At 75.3% G+C, this 17101-nt stretch carries 10 protein-coding genes; 4 read left to right on the top strand and 6 right to left on the bottom strand.

Translation table 11 applies throughout. The features are described from left to right. Positions 1–129 precede the first annotated feature (129 nt). The 5 genes from ACZ68P_RS30150 to ACZ68P_RS30130 all read right to left on the bottom strand — a co-directional run bounded on the left by ACZ68P_RS30150 (position 130) and on the right by ACZ68P_RS30130 (position 9393). Positions 130–4989 (bottom strand): hypothetical protein, encoded by a 4860-nt coding sequence (locus ACZ68P_RS30150; protein WP_471011741.1) that lies wholly within the window; start codon positions 4987–4989, stop codon positions 130–132. A 121-nt stretch (positions 4990–5110) separates the two neighbouring features. Continuing rightward, positions 5111–6007: a hypothetical protein gene (locus ACZ68P_RS30145; RefSeq protein ID WP_471011740.1), complete on the bottom strand. Its 897-nt coding sequence runs from the start codon at positions 6005–6007 to the stop codon at positions 5111–5113. Continuing rightward, positions 6004–6849 carry a hypothetical protein gene (locus tag ACZ68P_RS30140; RefSeq protein WP_471011737.1) on the bottom strand — a complete coding sequence of 282 codons (846 nt, stop codon included), beginning with the start codon at positions 6847–6849 and terminating at the stop codon, positions 6004–6006. Before ACZ68P_RS30140 ends, ACZ68P_RS30145 begins: the two co-directional genes overlap by 4 nt. Further along, a complete protein-coding gene (locus tag ACZ68P_RS30135; protein WP_471011735.1) occupies positions 6846–8372 on the bottom strand; it encodes a hypothetical protein in 1527 nt (508 codons plus the stop codon). Before ACZ68P_RS30135 ends, ACZ68P_RS30140 begins: the two co-directional genes overlap by 4 nt. A gap of 325 nt (positions 8373–8697) precedes the next feature. After that, positions 8698–9393, bottom strand: a complete 696-nt coding sequence (locus ACZ68P_RS30130) for a GntR family transcriptional regulator (RefSeq protein WP_471011782.1) — start codon at positions 9391–9393, stop codon at positions 8698–8700. A 198-nt stretch (positions 9394–9591) separates the two neighbouring features. Here ACZ68P_RS30130 and ACZ68P_RS30125 point away from each other — a divergent pair, with 198 nt between their 5' ends. The 4 genes from ACZ68P_RS30125 to ACZ68P_RS30110 all read left to right on the top strand — a co-directional run bounded on the left by ACZ68P_RS30125 (position 9592) and on the right by ACZ68P_RS30110 (position 13193). After that, positions 9592–10872 (top strand): MFS transporter, encoded by a 1281-nt coding sequence (locus tag ACZ68P_RS30125; protein ID WP_471011732.1) that lies wholly within the window; start codon positions 9592–9594, stop codon positions 10870–10872. 67 nt (positions 10873–10939) lie between these two features. After that, positions 10940–11710, top strand: coding sequence for a LamB/YcsF family protein (locus ACZ68P_RS30120; protein ID WP_471011731.1), 771 nt, complete (start codon positions 10940–10942; stop codon positions 11708–11710). Next, a complete protein-coding gene (locus ACZ68P_RS30115; protein WP_471011780.1) occupies positions 11710–12333 on the top strand; it encodes a 5-oxoprolinase subunit B family protein in 624 nt (207 codons plus the stop codon). Before ACZ68P_RS30120 ends, ACZ68P_RS30115 begins: the two co-directional genes overlap by 1 nt. Then, positions 12330–13193 (top strand): 5-oxoprolinase subunit C family protein, encoded by an 864-nt coding sequence (locus ACZ68P_RS30110; RefSeq protein ID WP_471011730.1) that lies wholly within the window; start codon positions 12330–12332, stop codon positions 13191–13193. The genes ACZ68P_RS30115 and ACZ68P_RS30110 overlap by 4 nt, the downstream gene beginning before the upstream one ends. A gap of 78 nt (positions 13194–13271) precedes the next feature. Here ACZ68P_RS30110 and ACZ68P_RS30105 read toward each other — a convergent pair whose 3' ends face one another. Further along, complete coding sequence (locus tag ACZ68P_RS30105) at positions 13272–17099, bottom strand: hydantoinase B/oxoprolinase family protein (RefSeq protein ID WP_471011728.1); 3828 nt, start codon at positions 17097–17099, stop codon at positions 13272–13274. Positions 17100–17101 lie beyond the last annotated feature (2 nt).

Raw genomic sequence — 17101 nt, 5'->3', positions numbered from 1 at the left:
CGGGAGAGGCCCACACGGGAGCGGGCTGGGAGGAAAACACACCCCCCCCCCCGGCTGCCCTGCCCCGGAGGGGGGGGTGTCCCCCCCCCCGGGGGGGGGGCCCCCCACCGCCCTGTCTGCGTCTTCGGACTACGGCCGGGGCTGCTGGTCCTCGGCCGGCGTCCGGCGGAACATCCGGGTGGCTGTGATCTCGCCGTGGATGGTCTCGCCCTCGGTGCTCTGCTGCGGCAGGCCCGGCCGCAGGTGCTCCTCGACGCTGATGTACTTCAGTCCCGCCCGCAGGTCGGCGTCGTTGCGCAGCCGGATGACCAGGGGGAACTCCGCGAGAGCGGTCGTGTCGAACAGGCCGGTGGTGTAGAGCAGCTGGACGCCCAGCGCGTCGGACACGGCCCGCTGGAGCTCCAGGAGGTACGTGGCGTTGGCCCGGCCGATCGGGTTGTCGAGGAACAGGGTGCCCGCGTGGCGGTGCTTGTCCCGGCCCCGGTCGTTGGAGCGCAGCGCGGCCATCGTGCAGTACAGGGCGATCGCGGCGGTGAGGAGCTGGCCGCCGGAGAAGACGTCGCCCATCTGCCCGACCGGTACCCGCTCGGCGCGCAGCACGGCGTCGGGCTTGAGGATCTCCACGGCGATGCCGCGCGGTTCGAGTGCCGCCTGGACCCCGCGCAGCAGCAGGGACATGCCGTCCCTGCGCAGATCGGAGTTCTTCCTGACGGCGGCGCGGGTCGCCTCGTCGATGACCTCGCCGAGCCGCTCGGTGAGCGTGGCCTGGTCCGGCTCCTCGAAGCGGATGCGCAGGAACTCCTGGCCCGACCACTCTCCGAGCCCCTCGGGCAGCCGGGAGAGGCGCTGCGCGGAGCGGAGCGTGGCCAGGGCGGACTCCACCAGGCCGCGCAGCCGGTCGACGATCGAGTCGCGGTTGCGCTCCAGCTGTTCCAGCTCGTCGGTGAGGACCCGCAGCCGGGGCGCGAACGCATCGGCCCACTTGGCGGCGTGCTCGGGCAGGGCGGCCGCGGGCAGTTCACGGATCTGCTGCCGGGCGGGGGTGCGGACCTGCTCGTAGCGGGTGGAGTTGGCGTGGCGGACGAGGATGTCGCTCGCCTCGCGCACGGAGGAGTCGGCGCCCGAGAGCTCGGCGACGCAGGCGCGCAGCGAGCGCCGTTGCTCGGCGGCGGAGTGCCGGGCCTCCTCCAGGGTGCCGGCGTACGGCTCGGGCTCCTCCCGGTCCTCCCCGGTGTGGTCGCGCAGCAGGTCGCGCAGGAGCGCCGCCGTCTCGTCGAAACCGCCTGCCGCGTCCTCGGCGGCGCGGTGGGCCCTCAGCAGACCGGTGTGCGTGACGCGCGCGGCTTCCAGGGCGTCCGTGCGGGAGGCCAGTTCGGCCGTCGCGGTACGGAGCAGGGTCTGGGCGTGCTCGGCGTCGGAGGGGACCAGCTCCTCGGGCAGCTCCGTGTGCGACGCGCCGTCCTCGGGCGACAGGCGTTCGGACTCGCCGCGGAGCCGGCCGAGCTTCTCGCTCGCCTCGGAGGCCCGGATCTCCAGCATCTGGACCAGGGATTCGGCGCGGGCGGCGGCGGCCTGGCGGGACGGTCCGTCGGCGCCGTCGGTGGACTCCAGGAGCTGCTCGGCGCGGACGCGGACCTTGTTGGTGAGCCGGTCGAGCTCGGCGAGGGCGGCGGACTCGTCGCTCTCGGCGCGGGCCTGTTCGGCGCGCAGGTCGGCTCCGACGCCGACCTTCTCGTACAGCTGGGAAGCGGCGCGGTAGGCCTCGCGGAGGGTGGGCAGCGCGGCGCGCGGGGCGTCGGCGTCCGGCTCCGGGAGCTGGTCGGGGGCGCCGGCGATCTCGGCACGCTCGGCCCGCAGGGCGCGCGCGGTGCGGTGGGCGTCGTCGGCGGCGCGCTGGGCGGCGCGGCGGTCCTCGTCGGCGGCGCGGGCGCGCTCCAGACAGGTCTGCGCGCGGGCCTCGGACTCGGCGGCGTCGTCGGCGAGTTCGCGGAGCTTGGCCTGCCAGGCGGAGCGTTCGCGCAGCCGGTAGGCGAGGCCGGCGAGGGCGTCGGCGGTGCGGCGGGCGCGCTGGGCGGCCTCCTGGCGTTCGTCCCGTACGCCGGCCGCGTCGGCGGCCGCCTCGTCGGCCTCCGTCCGTAGCGTCCGGGCCTCGGCGAGGGTGGCGGCGGCCGCCTCCGCGGCCTCCCGGGCGGCGGTCGCGGCGGCGGCGAGCTCGGCGAGCATGCCGGGCGGGCAGTCTGCCCGCCAGGAGCCGATCCGCGCGGCGAGCGCACGGTCGCCGGTGAGCCGGGCGGCGAGCGTACGGATCTCCTCGTCGCGCGCGGTCGCGCGGGCGCGCAGGGCGTGCCGTTCCTCGTCGGCGGCGTGCTCGTCGTGCATGGCGGGGTTCGGCGGTACGAGGAAGACGCCCGCTTCCTCGCCCGTCTCGGGACCGGGCACGGGCGCCAGCAGGGCGGCGGCGGTCCCGACGGCGACGGCGGAGCGGGGCAGCAGGGCGGCCGTGCTCAGCACCTCGCGGGCGCGGGCGTACGAGACGGGGTCGGTGATCACGACACCGTCGACCAGCTCGGGGCGGGCGGCGAGGACGGCGGCGTGGTCGGCGGGGTCGACGGCCTGGGCGAGGTAGCGCCAGCCGGGGAGGGCCGGGATGCCGTGCTCGCCGAGGTACTCGACGGTGGCGAGCACGTCGGGGCCGGGCGGCAGCAGTCCCCCGTCGCCGAGGGCGCCGAGGATGCGGGAGTCGTCGGCCGCGGCGGTGCGCAGGTCGAAGAGGTTGCGCTCGGCGGAGGCGATGGACTGCTCGAGGAGCCGCCGCAGCTCGTCGGCGTACCGGTCGAACTCGGTGACGGTGAGGGGCCCGTGGGGAACGGCGTCCGGGTCGGCGACGAGGCCGAAGGCGGAGCCGGGGACGGGGCGACCGGTGGCGGCGCCCGCGTCCTGGCCGGGGGCACCGCGTCCGTCGCCGGAGGTCGTGCCGCCCGGATCGGGCGCGCGGTGGTCGGCGTCGGGGCCGCCCGCGGCCTGGCCGGGGGTGCCGGCGGAGCCGGTGGTCCTTCGGGGCTGTCCCGCGACGGGCGCGGCGTCGCCGGGCGCCGCGCCGCGGGGGCCGTCGCCGACCCGCTGGCCGGGCAGCGTGGAGTGCGCGGCGGGAAGGCTCAGGAGTTCCGCGAGGCGTTCGTCGGAGGCGATCGACTCCGCGGCGCGGCGTTCGGCGTCGTAGGCGTGCTCGGCGGCGTCGGCCGCGTCCGTGGCGCGGGCGGCGGCGAGTTCGGCCCGGGATTCGGCGGCGGCGGCCTCGCGGGCGCGGTCGGCCGCCGCGCGGGCCGCCTCGCGGGCGGCGTCCCAGGCGGCGACGGTGGTCTTCTCGGCGTCGCTGGCGGCGAGGGCCGCGCGCGCGGGGTCGGCGTCGGGCGCCGAGTCGTCCAGCCAGCCGGCCCGTACCGCCTCGGCGGTCTCCTGCTCGACCTCGGCAAGCCGCTGGCGCAGGTGTCCGGCCTCGCTGCGGGCGCGCTGGGCGTCGGTCGCGGCGGCCGTGGCGTCCCGGTGTGCGGTCTCGCCGGCCTCCTGGAGGGCGGCGGAGCGCTCCTCCTCCTCCGCTGCGTGACGCTCGCCGTCCTCCGCGGCGGCGGCGAGGGCTCGAACGAGATCGGCGGCGGCCGTGGCGCGGGCGGCGAGGGCGGGGGCCGCGTCCCGCTCGGCCTCGCGGATCGCCGCTGCCACGCGCGTGGAGCGGTCGCCCGCGGCGCGGTGGCGCAGCACCGCCTCGGTGGCCTGCCAGGCGGCGTGCAGGGTGCGGGCCTCGGTCAGTTCACGGCGCTGGGAGGCGGCGCCCTTCTCGGCGGCGGCCAGCGCCAGGGAGGCGTGGCGGTAGGCGAGTTCGGCGGTGATGAGGGAGCTGCGGCCGCGGGCGGTCTCCGCCTCGGAGACGGCGTGGGCGGCCGAGGTGACCTGCTGGGCGAGTTCAGCGGCGCGGCCGCGCTCCTCGTCGGCGCGGGCGGAGAGCCGGCGGGCGAGCGTGCGGGTGCGGCGGTCGGCGGCGGCGTGCACCTCACGCGCGCGGGCGCGGGTCTCGGCGGCCTCGACGATGCGGCCCAGGAGGTCGACGGAGCCGGCCGTGAAGTCGCGTTCCGCGGTGAGTTCGGCGCGGCGGCCGAGCTTGTTACCGAAGCCGCTGACGAGGTCGGCGAGGCCGTCGGTGTCCCGGGTGTCGGTGACGGCGCGCAGGAGCAGGTCGGTGAAGTCGGAGTCCTTCTTGACCGCGAAGAGGCCGGCCGCCTCGCCTTCGTCGGCGTTCATCTCGCGCTGATAGCGGAAGAGTTCGGGGTCGAGACCCAGGTCGCCGAGGTGTTCGTTCCAGCGGTCGTGGATCTCCTCCCAGTACACCTCCAGGTGCGGGTAGACCCTGCCCGCCTCGGTGAGGGCGTCCCGGAAGCCCTTCATGGTGCGGCGTCGGCCGCGCGCGCCGGAGGCGCCCTCCGCCGACGGGCGTACGGAGGTGGCTTCGGCGACCGGGAGGGAGTCGAGGCTCAGACCGGGCCCGGGGCGGAAGGAGTACCACGCCTCGGCGAACTTCCGCGGGTCGTTGGAGACCTGGCGCCCGCGCCACTCGCTGGCCTTGCCGACGACGACGAGTTCACCGGTGAGGGTGTGCTGCCACTCCAGGGCGACGTGGCCGCAGTCGTCGGCGAGCAGGAACTTGCGCAGGACGCCGGAGCTGGCCCCGCCGAGGGTGTTGCGGTGGCCGGGGAGCATGACCGAGAAGATCAGCTTGAGGAGGACGGACTTGCCGCCGCCGTTCTCCAGGAAGAGGACGCCCGCGGGGGCGGGGCGGCGCGGCGGGCCGACCGGCTCCTCCTCGAAGAACTCCGCCTGGGTGGGGGCGGGCTGGGGCACGGGTGCGCCGACTCCGCGCAGGTCCAGGACGGTGTCGGCGTAACGCGCACCGGCGGGACCGATGGAGTAGAGGCGGACCCGGGACAACTCGTACATGGCGGCGGACTCTCGTCGACTGGTGCGGTGACTACGCGGGGCGGGGCGGGGCGGATGACGGGGGAAAGCGGGTCTGTGCGGTGGCTTACGGCGTGTGCCGCACGGGCGGTCGCCCGGGCGGTCAGGCGTGGAACGGCAGGCCGGCGTCGGCGGCGAGGTCCAGGTCGTCGCCCTCGGGCGGCGGCAGGAGGCTTGCGGAGCCGTCACTGACCGGGACGACGCCGAGATCGAGCAGCTCGGCCATGGCGGCGCTCCCCGCCATGTCCCGGACCTGGAGCTGGTAGCGGGCGGTGGTGCGGTACGCGCCGCCGGCGTCGTCGCCGGTGCGCTGGAGGAAGCCGGAGTCGGTGAGGAAGGCGACGGCCTTGCCGACGATTCCCGTGGTGGAGCCGGCCAGACGGCGGGCGTCCTTGGTGGCCCCGGTGGCGCTGCGGCGGGCGTAGATCCGCCAGGCGGCCTCGAGCCCGGGGGCGTCGGAGGCGGGGTCGGTGTTCACGCCCTGTTCCTCGGCGCGCTCCTCGAGGCGGCGGCATGCCTGGCGCACGAAGGCGTCGACGCCGTTGACCGTGAGGCGGCCGATGTAACCGTCGTCGGCGAGGTCCTCGGGGCGGGGGAAGGCCATGGCGGCGACGGCGAGGTGGGCCAGGCCGTGCAGGAAGCGGTCGGCGGAGTCGGTCGACGCGCGGCGGGCGTAGTCGCCCATGCGGACGGCGAACACCGAGTCCTCACCGGCGGTGACGGCCATGCCGGCGCGCGGGGAGACCTCCAGGACCACGAGTCCGAGGCCGGTGGCGACGGCGTCGGCGAGGCGCGCGAAGGCGGGGTCCTCGCGATAGCGCCGGAGCAGCTCGGCGTATTCGGCGTCGCGGGCCGGGAGCAGCTTGGGCTGGAGCCCGAAGGAGACCAGCCGTGCGGCGTCGGCGGCGTCGGCCGGGGTGACCGCCGCGGACGGGGCGACGGTCTGCTGGGGCTCCGGCTCGCTCCACGCGTCGGCGTGCTCGGCGTGGTGTTCGCTCACGACTGGGGCTCCTCGGTGCGGGTGGTCGGTACTGCGGTGGGGCGGGGCAGGGGCAGGCGGACGGGCGTGACGCTCACGGTGGGCCGGCGGGCCGGTGCCGGGTCACCGCCGGGCGCCAGGCGGACGGCCCGCACGGAGGGGGCGGGACTCCGCCGCACCGGCTCGGGCACGGACACGGCCCGCACCCGCGCCCGACGGGGGGCGGGTTTCGCGTCGCGCGGGGGTGGCTCGTCGGGAACCAGGGCGGGGGCGGCCGGGTCCTGCGCGAGGTCCGGGTCCGGGACGGGGGCCGGGTCTTGCGCGAGGTCCGGGTCCTGGGCGGGGTCCCGCACGGGCTCGGGTACGAAAGCCGGCTCGGGTACGGGTCGGACGCGCGCCGGGCACGAGCCGGCCGCAGGACTCTCGTCCGGGGCAGGTGTCTCGTCCGGGTCCAGGGCGGCGGCGGGCGCCGAGTCCAGGACCGGGACGGGGCCCGGCTCCGGGACAGCATCCGGACCCGGCGCGGGATCCGGGTCCGTCGCCGAGGCCACGCCCCGGCCCGCAGGCGTGATAGCCGCCGGGATCGCGGCTTCCTCCGGGATGCCCACCGGGCTCGCGAGTTCCTCCGAAATGGCCACCGGGCTCCCCGTCGGGGGCGCCGTTTCCCCCGGAGTGGCTGCCGGGGTCGCGATCGTGGGCGCCGTTTCCCCCGGCGCGGCCACCGGGCACGCGGTCGGCTGGGTGGCCGGGGACGCGACGGGGCCCGCGGCCGGGGCGGGCTCGACGGGTGAGTCCTGCATGACGGGCCCGGCGGCCCGCTGCGGCGGCACGGGCGCGTCGTTCGTCACGGTGGGGTCGGTCATGACGCCTCCGAGCGGGCCGCGGCCATGCCGACCGCGTCGAGCAGGGCCGTACCCACTATCAGGTCCGCCCCGCCGAACTCGGGGTCGTCGAGAGACGTGCCGTCGTCGACGGCGAACAGCAGGCGCTCCTCGCCCTGGCGGTACGCCGTGCCGACCGGCGGGCTCGCTGCGTGGACGGCGAGCAGCGCGACCAGGTACGGCAGGTCGGGGTCACGGCGGCGGGCGTCGGCGAGAAGGCCGGAAAGCCGGCGCGGGGCGTCGTGCTCCAGGTCGAGCAGCTCCATCGCGCTCGCCAGCTGCTCCTCGCTGAAGCGGCTGTCGTCGGGCGTGGCGATCAGATCCGGCTCGGGCATCTCGGCGCCCAGGTGCTCGCGCTCGACCGGCGGCGTGAGCAGCATGTCGACCAGGTCGCCGACGCGCACGGACACGGGCGTGCGCAGTCCGGTGCCCTGGGCGAAGAAGGCGTCGGTGACCCTCGTCGCCTGCTCGACGGGGAGCGGGAGGAGCGGGGCCACCAGCTGGCCGTACAGGTCTATCCCGGTGTACGACGTCGGCGCGGCGAAGGCCTGCCGGTCCTGCTCGGCGCGGAACAGCGGCCCCGCCTCCAGGAGGCGGGACTGGAGCTGGGTGTGCCGCCGGATGCAGTCCTTGACGATGTCGACGAGCTCGGCGGCGCGGCGCTTGTGCTCCTGGTCCTCGGCCTCGTCGCGGGCCTTGCGGATGTTGGTCAGGATGGCGTTCTCGTGACGGTAGCGGTCGGCGACGTGGTCGAGCGCTTCGGCGATCAGGTCGGGGACGGCGCTGAGCCAGTCGACGGCGCGGACGTTGCGCCGGGTCGCCTCCAGGGTCTTTCGGAGGGTCTCCGCGTACTGCACGGTGCGGTACCGCGCCTGCTCCGCGGCGAGCTGGGCGTCGGCGAGCCGGCCCCGGCTGATCAGGACCTCCAGCTTGACCTCGGCCGCTATCTGCGCGCTCGTGACGTCGGTGTCGAGGGCACCGACGAGGACGTTGACCGCTTCGTCGGTCGTCCGGAGGTAGACCGCGCCGCCGTGGCCGGGGACCTCTTCGAGCAGCTTGAAGTCGTAGTCCCGGCGGGTGTAGACCCCGTCCGCGCCGAAGGTGCCGTAGACGGCGCGGAAGCCGCGGTCGACGCTGCCGACGTTGATCAGGTTCTCCAGGACCCAGCGGGCCACGCGCTCGTGCTCGGCGGCGGGGCGGGCGGGTGCCTGGGCGGCGACGCGGGGCAGCAGACGGGCGACGATCTGCTCGTGGTCGGCGCCGGTGTCGAAGTCCATGTTGAGCGTGACGAGGTCGATGGCCGCGAGGGCGACCTCCGCCATGGCGTAGACCGAGTACTCACCGGCGAGATTCGCCTTGCGCGCGTCCAGGTCGTGGAGCGGCGCGGTGCACGCGAGCGCGCGGAGGCGCCGCGCGAGCCCTTCGTCGGCGGCCGGGCCCGGCGCGGGCCGCGGCCCCGCGCTGAGCTGGGGCGGAACGAGGTCCGTCGAGGCAGGCGAAGTCACGGAGCACAGATTAGGTCCTCGCACCGACAACGGTCGAAACGGCGCAGATGCGACCGCCCCACCCCGACACCCGACCGCCCCCGCATGACAACCGCCGACACCCGAACGCCCCCGCCGCCGCATGACAACCGCCGACCGCCTTCCGTCAGCCGGCGACCGCCCAGGTCCAGCCTCCGCGCCACCGCGGGTCCGCCCCACGCGAGGCCTCGCCCGCCCCGGTGTCGGCCCGCCTCCGCCCCGGCCGCCCACGACGACCGGGCCGTCCCGTCCCCTCCGCCCCGGCCGCGGTCCCAGACCTCAGGGCTTTGACCTCAGGGCTCGGGGCTCAGGCCTCCGCGCCGGGCTCGTCGTCGACCGCCTTGGCGTAGGCGGCGACGATCCGGGTGCGGGAGTCGTCGAGGTATCGGGCCAGGAGGCGTTCGGCCGTCGCGCGTCCTCCCGCGCGCAGGGCGTCCAGAATCTCCTGGTTTCGCAGGAGATAGGGCTCATGCAGCGCCCGGGCGTCGTCCACGGTGTGGAAGGCGAGGCGGAGTTCGGCCAGGACTCCGCGCATCAGTTCGTCGGTGCGTGCGCTGCCCGCCAGGGCGACCAGTTCGCGATGGAAGTGGATGTTGGCGGTGGAGACGCCCTTCCAGTCCCCCGCGCGGGCCGCCCGCCGCCCCTCCTCGACGGCGTCCGCCAGGCCGTCGAGGCGGTACGGCGGCTCCCCGAGCTCCCGCACGACGGCGCCTTCGACCAGTCGCCGGGTGCGGTAGATGTCGACGACGTCCTCCACGGTGAGCACGCGGACGAAGACGCCCCGGTTGAGTTCGTGGACGAGCAGCCGTTCGTGGGTGAGCAGCCGGAACGCCTCGCGCAGGGTGTTGCGGGACACACCGAGCGCGCCGCCGATGCCGTCCTCCGACAGCCGGGTGCCGGGCGGGAAGAAGCCCTCCGCGATGCGGGTGCGCAGGATGTCCGAGACGCGCTCCGCCGTGCTGGTCCTGCCCAGCAGCGCCCGGTCGTCCGCGAGTTCGCGCATTCCGCTCACCGTGCCTCGTCTCCTCGGGATGCCGTCCGGCGGTCGCCGCCGAGTCAAGCGCAGAAACGAGGACGAGACAACACGCCTCTTGTCGGATCGTTGAACGATCCTCTACGTTAGCGGCACCGCACGACACCCGCACGACACCGCACGGTCCCCGTACGTCCTCAGGCACGCCTCCCCCTCTGCGAGGTGCAGATGAGCACGACACAGACCCAGCAGCAGACCCAGGGCGAACGGCCCGACGACTCGGGCGCGTTCGCCTGGCTGCGCGCCCTCGGGCCCCGCGGCCGGCGCGCCTTCGTCGGCGCTTTCGGCGGATACGCCCTGGATTCCTACGACTTCTTCACGCTGCCGCTGTCGATGGTGGCCATCGCCGCCTACTTCGGCCTCGACAAGGGCCAGACCGGCCTGCTGACGACGGTCACCCTCGTCGTCTCGGCGGTCGGCGGCGCGCTCGCCGGCATCCTCGCCGACCGCATCGGGCGGGTGAAGGCGCTGATGATCACGGTCGGCACCTACGCGCTCTTCACCGTGCTGTGCGGGTTCGCGCCCAACTACGAGACGCTGCTCGTCTTCCGCGCCCTCCAGGGCCTCGGCTTCGGCGGCGAGTGGGCGGTCGGCGCCATCCTGGTCGCCGAGTACGCCTCCGCCAAGCACCGGGGCCGTACCCTCGGCGGCGTCCAGAGCGCCTGGGCGGCCGGCTGGGCGCTGGCCGTGATCGTCTACACGCTGGTCTTCCGTTTCGTCGACGCCGACACCGCCTGGCGGGTCATGTTCTGGACGGGCGCGCTGCCCGCGCTCCTGGTGGTCTACGTCCGGCGGAACGTCGAGGACGCGCCGCAGGCCGCCGCGATGCGGCGGGCGAGCGCCGAACGCGGTTCCTTCACCGCCGTCTTCAAGCCGGAGCTGCTGCGGACCACGCTCTTCGCGGTCCTGCTGTCGACGGGCGTGCAGGGCGGCTACTACACGCTCGCGACCTGGGTCCCGACCTACCTGAAGACGGAGCGCGGGCTGACCGTGGTCGGCACGGGCGGGTACCTGACCTTCCTGATCTCCGGCGCCTTCATCGGTTACCTGACCGGGGGCCACCTCACCGACCGGCTCGGCCGGAAGAGGAACATCGCGCTGTTCGCCGTTCTCTCGGCCCTCAGCGTCCTCGCGTACACCCACATCCCCACCGGGTCGAACACGCTCCTCCTCGTCCTCGGCTTCCCGCTCGGCTTCTGCATGTCGGCCATCTTCAGCGGCTTCGGCTCCTTCCTGGCCGAGCTGTACCCGACGGCGGTGCGGGGCACGGGCCAGGGATTCACCTACAACACCGGTCGCGCGGTGGGCGCGGTCTTCCCCACCCTGGTCGGCTTCCTCTCCGAGAGCTGGGGGGTCGGCGGCGCGCTGGTCTTCGGGGCCGTGGGCTACGGTCTCGCCGTCCTGGCGCTGCTCGGGCTTCCCGAGACCCGCGGAAGGGAACTGGTGTGAGCCCGATCCACGGCTGAGCCCCCCGCACGCACGACTTCCACCAGGGACGAAAGGAACCGACACCACCATGACCCCGGCCTCGATCGACCTCAACGCCGACCTCGGAGAGGGCTTCGGCCGCTGGACGCTGACCGACGACGAGGAGCTGCTCTCGGTGGTCACGAGCGCCAACGTGGCCTGCGGCTTCCACGCCGGGGACGCGGTCACCATGCGGCGGGTCTGCGATCTTGCGGCGGCGCGCGGGGTACGGATCGGTGCCCAGGTCTCGTACCGCGATCTGGCCGGCTTCGGACGGCGTGCCATGGACGTCCCGGCGGACGAACTGGCCGCCGAGGTCGCCTATCAGATCGGGGCGCTGGAGGTCTTCGCGCGGGCGGCGGGTTCGCGGGTCTCGTACGTCAAGCCGCACGGCGCGCTCTACAACCGGGTGGTCCGCGACGAGGAGCAGGCTCGGGCGGTGGTCGACGGCGTGCTGCTGGCCGGCGGCGACCCCGGCCTTCCCGTGCTCGGGCTGCCCGGCTCGCGGTTGCACGAGGCGGCCGGAAAGGCGGGGCTCCCGGTGGTCACGGAGGCGTTCGGCGACCGGGCGTACACGGCGGACGGCTCCCTCCTGCCACGGGGGCGGGAGGGGGCCGTCGTCACCGACCCGGCCGAGGTCGTGGAGCGGTCCGTCTCCATGGCCCGGTTCGGCTTGGTGACCTCGCACTGCGGGCGGTCCGTCGCCGTCCGGGCGCGGTCGCTCTGCCTGCACGGGGACACCCCGGGCGCGGTGGGGCTCGCCCGGCGGGTCCGCTCCCGGCTGGAGGCCGCGGGCGTGCGCGTGGAGGCGTTCGTATGATGGCGCGCCGGGTCCTCCGGGTGGGCGAGCGGGCGCTGCTCGTCGAGCTGACGAGCGGCGACGCGACGGAGGCGTTCCACGCGGAGCTGCTGCGGCGCCGGGCGTCCGGCGCGCTGCCCGCCGTACGGGAGATCGTGCCCGCGGCGCGGACCGTGCTGCTCGACGGCGTCGACGCGCCGGACGTGTGGGCGCGGCAGCTGCGGGAATGGACGATTCCGCCGCTCCCCGCGCGCGTGGGGCGGGCGGTGGACGTACCGGTCCGCTACGACGGCCCCGACCTCGCGGAGGTCGCCGCGCTGTGGGGGGTCGGCGTGGAGACGGCCGTGAGGATCCACTCGTCCTGCGAGTTCCGGGTCGCGTTCTGCGGTTTCGCGCCGGGGTTCGGCTATCTGACCGGTCTGGGCGCGCGGTACGAGGTGCCGCGCCGGGCCACTCCTCGTACGGCCGTCCCGGCGGGCTCGGTCGCTCTCGCCGGGCCGTACACGGGCGTGTACCCCCGTTCCTCCCCCGGCGGCTGGCAGCTGATCGGCACCACGGACGCGGTGCTGTGGGACACGGGGCGGGAGCCGGCCGCGCTGCTCGCGCCCGGCACGCGGGTGCGTTTCGTGGTGGACGGCCGATGACCGACCGTGCCTTCGCCGTCGTACGCGCCGGGGCGCTGACCACCGTGCAGGACCTGGGGCGCGCGGGACACGCCCATCTCGGAGTGCCCCGCTCCGGCGCGCTGGATCCGGGGGCGGCGCGGCTCGTCAACCGTCTGGTCGGCAACCCGGAGGACGCGGCGGTGCTGGAGACCACGGTCGACGGGTGCGCGATACGGCCCCGGTGCGCGGTGACGGTCGCCGTCGGCGGCGCGCCGTGCCGGGTCACGGTCGACGGCCGGCCGGTGGCCTGGGGGACGGCGGTACGGGTCGGGGCCGGGGCGCTGCTCGACGTCGGGCCGGCCGTGCGCGGCCTGCGCGGCTACGTGGGCCTCGGCGGCGGGGTCGCCGTGGAGCCGGTCCTCGGCAGCCGCGCCACCGACCTGTTGTCCGGCCTGGGGCCGGCGCCGCTGGCGGACGGGGCGGTGCTGCCGCTGGGCGCCGAGCCCACCGGGCGGGGCGCGGCCGACGCGGTGCCGTGGCCGGGCCCGCCGGACACGCTCGTCCTGCGGGTGCGGCTCGGTCCCCGTGACGACTGGTTCTCGCCCGCCGCCCTGGAAACGCTCACCACGCGCGCGTACCGCGTCTCCCCGTCGAGCAACCGCATCGGCCTGCGGACGCAGGGTCCGCCGTTGGAGCGGGTCGTGACCGGCGAACTTCCCAGCGAGGGCATGGTCCTGGGAGCGGTGCAGGTCCCGCCGGACGGCCGCCCCGTGGTGTTCCTGGCCGATCATCCGACGACGGGCGGCTATCCGGTCGTGGCCGTGGTCCGGGAGGCGGACCTCGCGGCCGCGGCGCAGGCGGTACCGGGGACGGTCGTGCGGTTCGTACCGGTGCGGTGAGCCCGCGGCCAGGGACCGTGCCCCGCGCTGTGGTCTCAGCGGTCCCTGCGGCCAGGGACCGTGCCCCGGGCCGCGGTCTCAGCGGTCCACGGGGGCGCAGCCGCCACCCGTGCCGGGAGGCTCCCCCGACTCGGTGGGCCCGGGGGCCCGCGCGGAAGCAGCCGGTCCCTGGACGGCAGCTCCCGACGGCCCGGACGGCCCCGACGGCACCGGGACGCCGGGCCCCACCGACTTCGCCGATCCCGGCGACCCCACCGACTCCGTACACTCCGCCGCCCCCACCGACTCCGCCGACTCCGCCGCAGCGACCGGTCCCGGGGCGGCGGGTCCGAATCCGCCGCCGCCCGGGGTGCGCACGACCAGGACGTCGCCCGGGCGCACGTCGAGCGTGTCGACCCCGCCGAGGCGCTCGACCGTGCCGTCGGCGCGTTCGACCGCGTTCTCGCCGAGCGCTCCCGGCTCGCCGCCGGCCATGCCGTACGGCGGCACCCGGCGGTGGCCGGTCAGCAGGGTGACCGTCATCGGCGCGAGGAAGCGGATGCGGCGCTCGACGCCGTCGCCGCCACGCCACCGGCCGTGCCCGCCGCTGCCGGCGCGGACCGCGAAGGAGTCGACCCGGACGGGGAAGCGCCATTCGAGGATCTCGGGGTCGGTCAGGCGGGAGTTGGTCATGTGGGTCTGGACGGCGTCGGCTCCGTCGAAGCCCTCCCCGGCACCCGAGCCGCAGGCGACAGTCTCGTAGTACTGCAGGCGCGCGTCGCCGAAGGTGACGTTGTTCATGGTGCCGGAGCCCTCGGCCTGGACGCCCAGGGCCGCGTACAGCGCACCCGTGACCGCCTGGGAGGTCTCGACGTTGCCCGCGACGGTCGCGGCGGGGTAGGAGGGCGCCAGCATCGACCCCGGGGGGACGCGGATGTCGAGGGGCTCCAGGCAGCCGCTGTTGAGGGGGATGTCGTCGTCGACGAGGGTCCGGAAGACGTAGAGGACGGCGGCCATGACCACGGACGTGGGGGCGTTGGCGTTGCCGGGCAGCTGGGGCGAGGTACCGCCGAAGTCGATGACGGCGGCGCGCCGTTCGCGGTCCACGCGCACGGCGACCCGGATGACCGCGCCGCCGTCCGTCTCGTAGCGGTACGAGCCGTCCCGCAGCCGGGCGACGATCCGCCGGACGGACTCCTCGGCGCTGGCGCGCACGTGCCGCATGTACGCGTGGACGACGTCGAGGCCGAACTCGTCCACGATGCGGCGCAGTTCCTCGATGCCCTTCTCGTTCGCCGCGATCTGGGCGCGCAGGTCGGCGAGGTTGGTGTCGGGATCGCGCGAGGGATAGGGGGCGCCGGTCAGCAGCGCCCGTGTCTCCGGCTCGCGCAGCCGCCCGTCCCGGACCAGGAGCCAGTTGTCGAAGAGGACGCCCTCCTCGTGGACGGTCCGGCTGAAGGCGGGCATCGAGCCGGGGGTGATGCCGCCGATCTCGGCGTGGTGGCCCCGTGAGGCGACGAGGAAGAGCAGCTCGGCCCCGGACGCGCCGAACACCGGGGTCACCACGGTGACGTCCGGAAGGTGGGTGCCGCCGTGGTACGGGTCGTTGATCGCGTACACGTCGCCGGGGCGCAGGGCGTCGCCGCCCCGTCGCAGCACCTCCTTGATGGACTCGCCCATGGAGCCCAGGTGTACGGGGATGTGGGGCGCGTTGGCGATGAGGTTGCCCTCGGGATCGAAGAGGGCGCAGGAGAAGTCCAGGCGCTCCTTGATGTTGACGGAGTGCGCGGTGTTCTCCAGGCGTACGCCCATCTGCTCGGCGATCGCCATGAAGAGGTTGTCGAAGACCTCCAGGAGGACGGGGTCGGCCTCCGTGCCGACGGCGGCCCGAGCGGGCCGGGGCCGCACGCGCGCGAGGACCAGGTGTCCGCCGTCCCCTGCGGTGGCACGCCAGCCCTGGTCGACCACCGTGGTGGCGTCGGACTCGGCGACGATCGCCGGGCCGGTGACGGCGTCGCCGGGGCGAAGGTCCTCCCTGCGGTACAGGGGGGTGTCCGCGGTCTCGCCGGCGCTGTACATCCGTACCGTCGCCCGGGGCGCCGGGTCCCCGGTGCGTTCCGACGCGTCGACGACGACCGGACCGTGGGGCCCCGCGAGGCCCACGGCCTCCACCGAGACCGCCTCGACGACCAGCGGCTTGTCCATGGTGAAGGCGTACCGCGCGCGGTGGACCGCGGTGAACGCGTCGGCCATCTCCCGCGCGGAGGCGAGGTCTACGGGGAGGCTCGCGTCGGTCCCGGCGTACCGCAGCAGGACGCGCGCGCGGGTGGTGATCGCGGAATCGGCGAGGCGGTCCGCGCGCAGCTCCGCCCGGGCGGTGCCGGCGAGTTCGGCGCAGAGGTCGGCCACGCGCGCGTGGGTCCGTGGGGCGTTCAGTTCCGCCTCCACGGACCGCTCGCGCATGGCGGTGGCGTCGGCGAGGCCGATGCCGTAGGCGGAGAGCACCCCGGACAGGGGCGGGACGAGGACGGTGTCGATGCCCAGCGCGTCGGCCACGGCGCAGGCGTGCTGGCCGCCGGCGCCGCCGAAGCTCGTGAGGGCGTAGCGGGTGACGTCGTGGCCGCGCTGGACGGAGATCTTCTTGACGGCGTTGGCCATGCCGAGGACCGCGATCTCCAGGAACCCGGCGGCGACCTCGACGGGGGTGCGTCCGCCGCCGACCCGCTCGGCGAGTTCGGTGAACCCCTCCCTGACGACGTCGGTGTCCAGCGGCTGGTCTCCGCTCGGGCCGAACACCGGGGGGAAGTGGGCGGGCTGGACCCGGCCGAGCATGACGTTGGCGTCGGTGACCGTCAGGGGCCCGCCCCGGCGGTAGCAGGCCGGGCCGGGGACGGCGCCGGCCGAGTCGGGGCCGACTCGGTAGCGCCGCCCGTCGTAGTGGAGGACGGAGCCGCCGCCCGCGGCGACGGTGTGGATGCTCATCATCGGGGCCCGCATCCGGACGCCCGCGACCTGTGTACCGAGATCACGCTCGAACTCGCCGGCGTAGTGCGACACATCGGTGGAGGTGCCGCCCATGTCGAAGCCGATGACCCGGTCGAAGCCGGCCTCCCGGGACGTGCGGGCCATGCCGACGACCCCGCCCGCCGGTCCGGACAGGACGGCGTCCTTGCCCCGGAAGTGCGCGGCCTCGCGCAGGCCGCCGTTGGACTGCATGAACATCAGCCGGACACCGGCGAGTTCCCGCGCCACCTCGTCGACGTAGCGGCGCAGGATCGGCGAGAGGTAGGCGTCAACGACCGTGGTGTCCCCCCGGGGGACGAGTTTGATCAGCGGACTGACCTCGTGGGAGCAGCTGACCTGGGTGAAGCCGAGCGCCCGCGCGATGTCGGCGATCCGGGCCTCGTGGGCGGGGTTGCGGTAGCCGTGCATCAGGACGACGGCGGCGGAGCGGTATCCGTCGCGGTGGGCGGCGGCCAGCTTCTCGGCGACGGCGTCCTCGTCGAGCGGGGTGACCACCCGCCCCTGGGCGTCGACGCGCTCGCGGACCTCGGCGACCCGTTCGTAGACCGCCTCCGGGAGCACGATGCGGCGGTCGAAGAGGCGGGGCCGGTTCTGGTAGGCGATGCGCAGGGCATCGCGGAAGCCCGCCGTGACGAGGAGGAGGGTGGGCTGGCCACGTCGTTCCAGGAGGGCGTTGGTGGCGACCGTGGTGCCCATCTTGACGACGTCGATCGCGTCGGCGGGAACCGGGTCGCCGGGGTTCAGCCCCAGCAGGAGGCGGATGCCGGCGACGGCCGCGTCGTCCGTACGGGACGGGTCGTGGGAGAGCAGCTTGCGGGTGACGAGCCGGCCGTCGGGCCGCCGGCCCACGATGTCGGTGAAGGTGCCGCCCCGGTCGATCCAGAACTCCCAGCGCCCGCTCATGT

The sequence above is a fragment of the Streptomyces sp. NPDC036822 genome (assembly GCF_055609145.1).
This window is presented reverse-complemented; position numbering and strand designations above follow the sequence as displayed.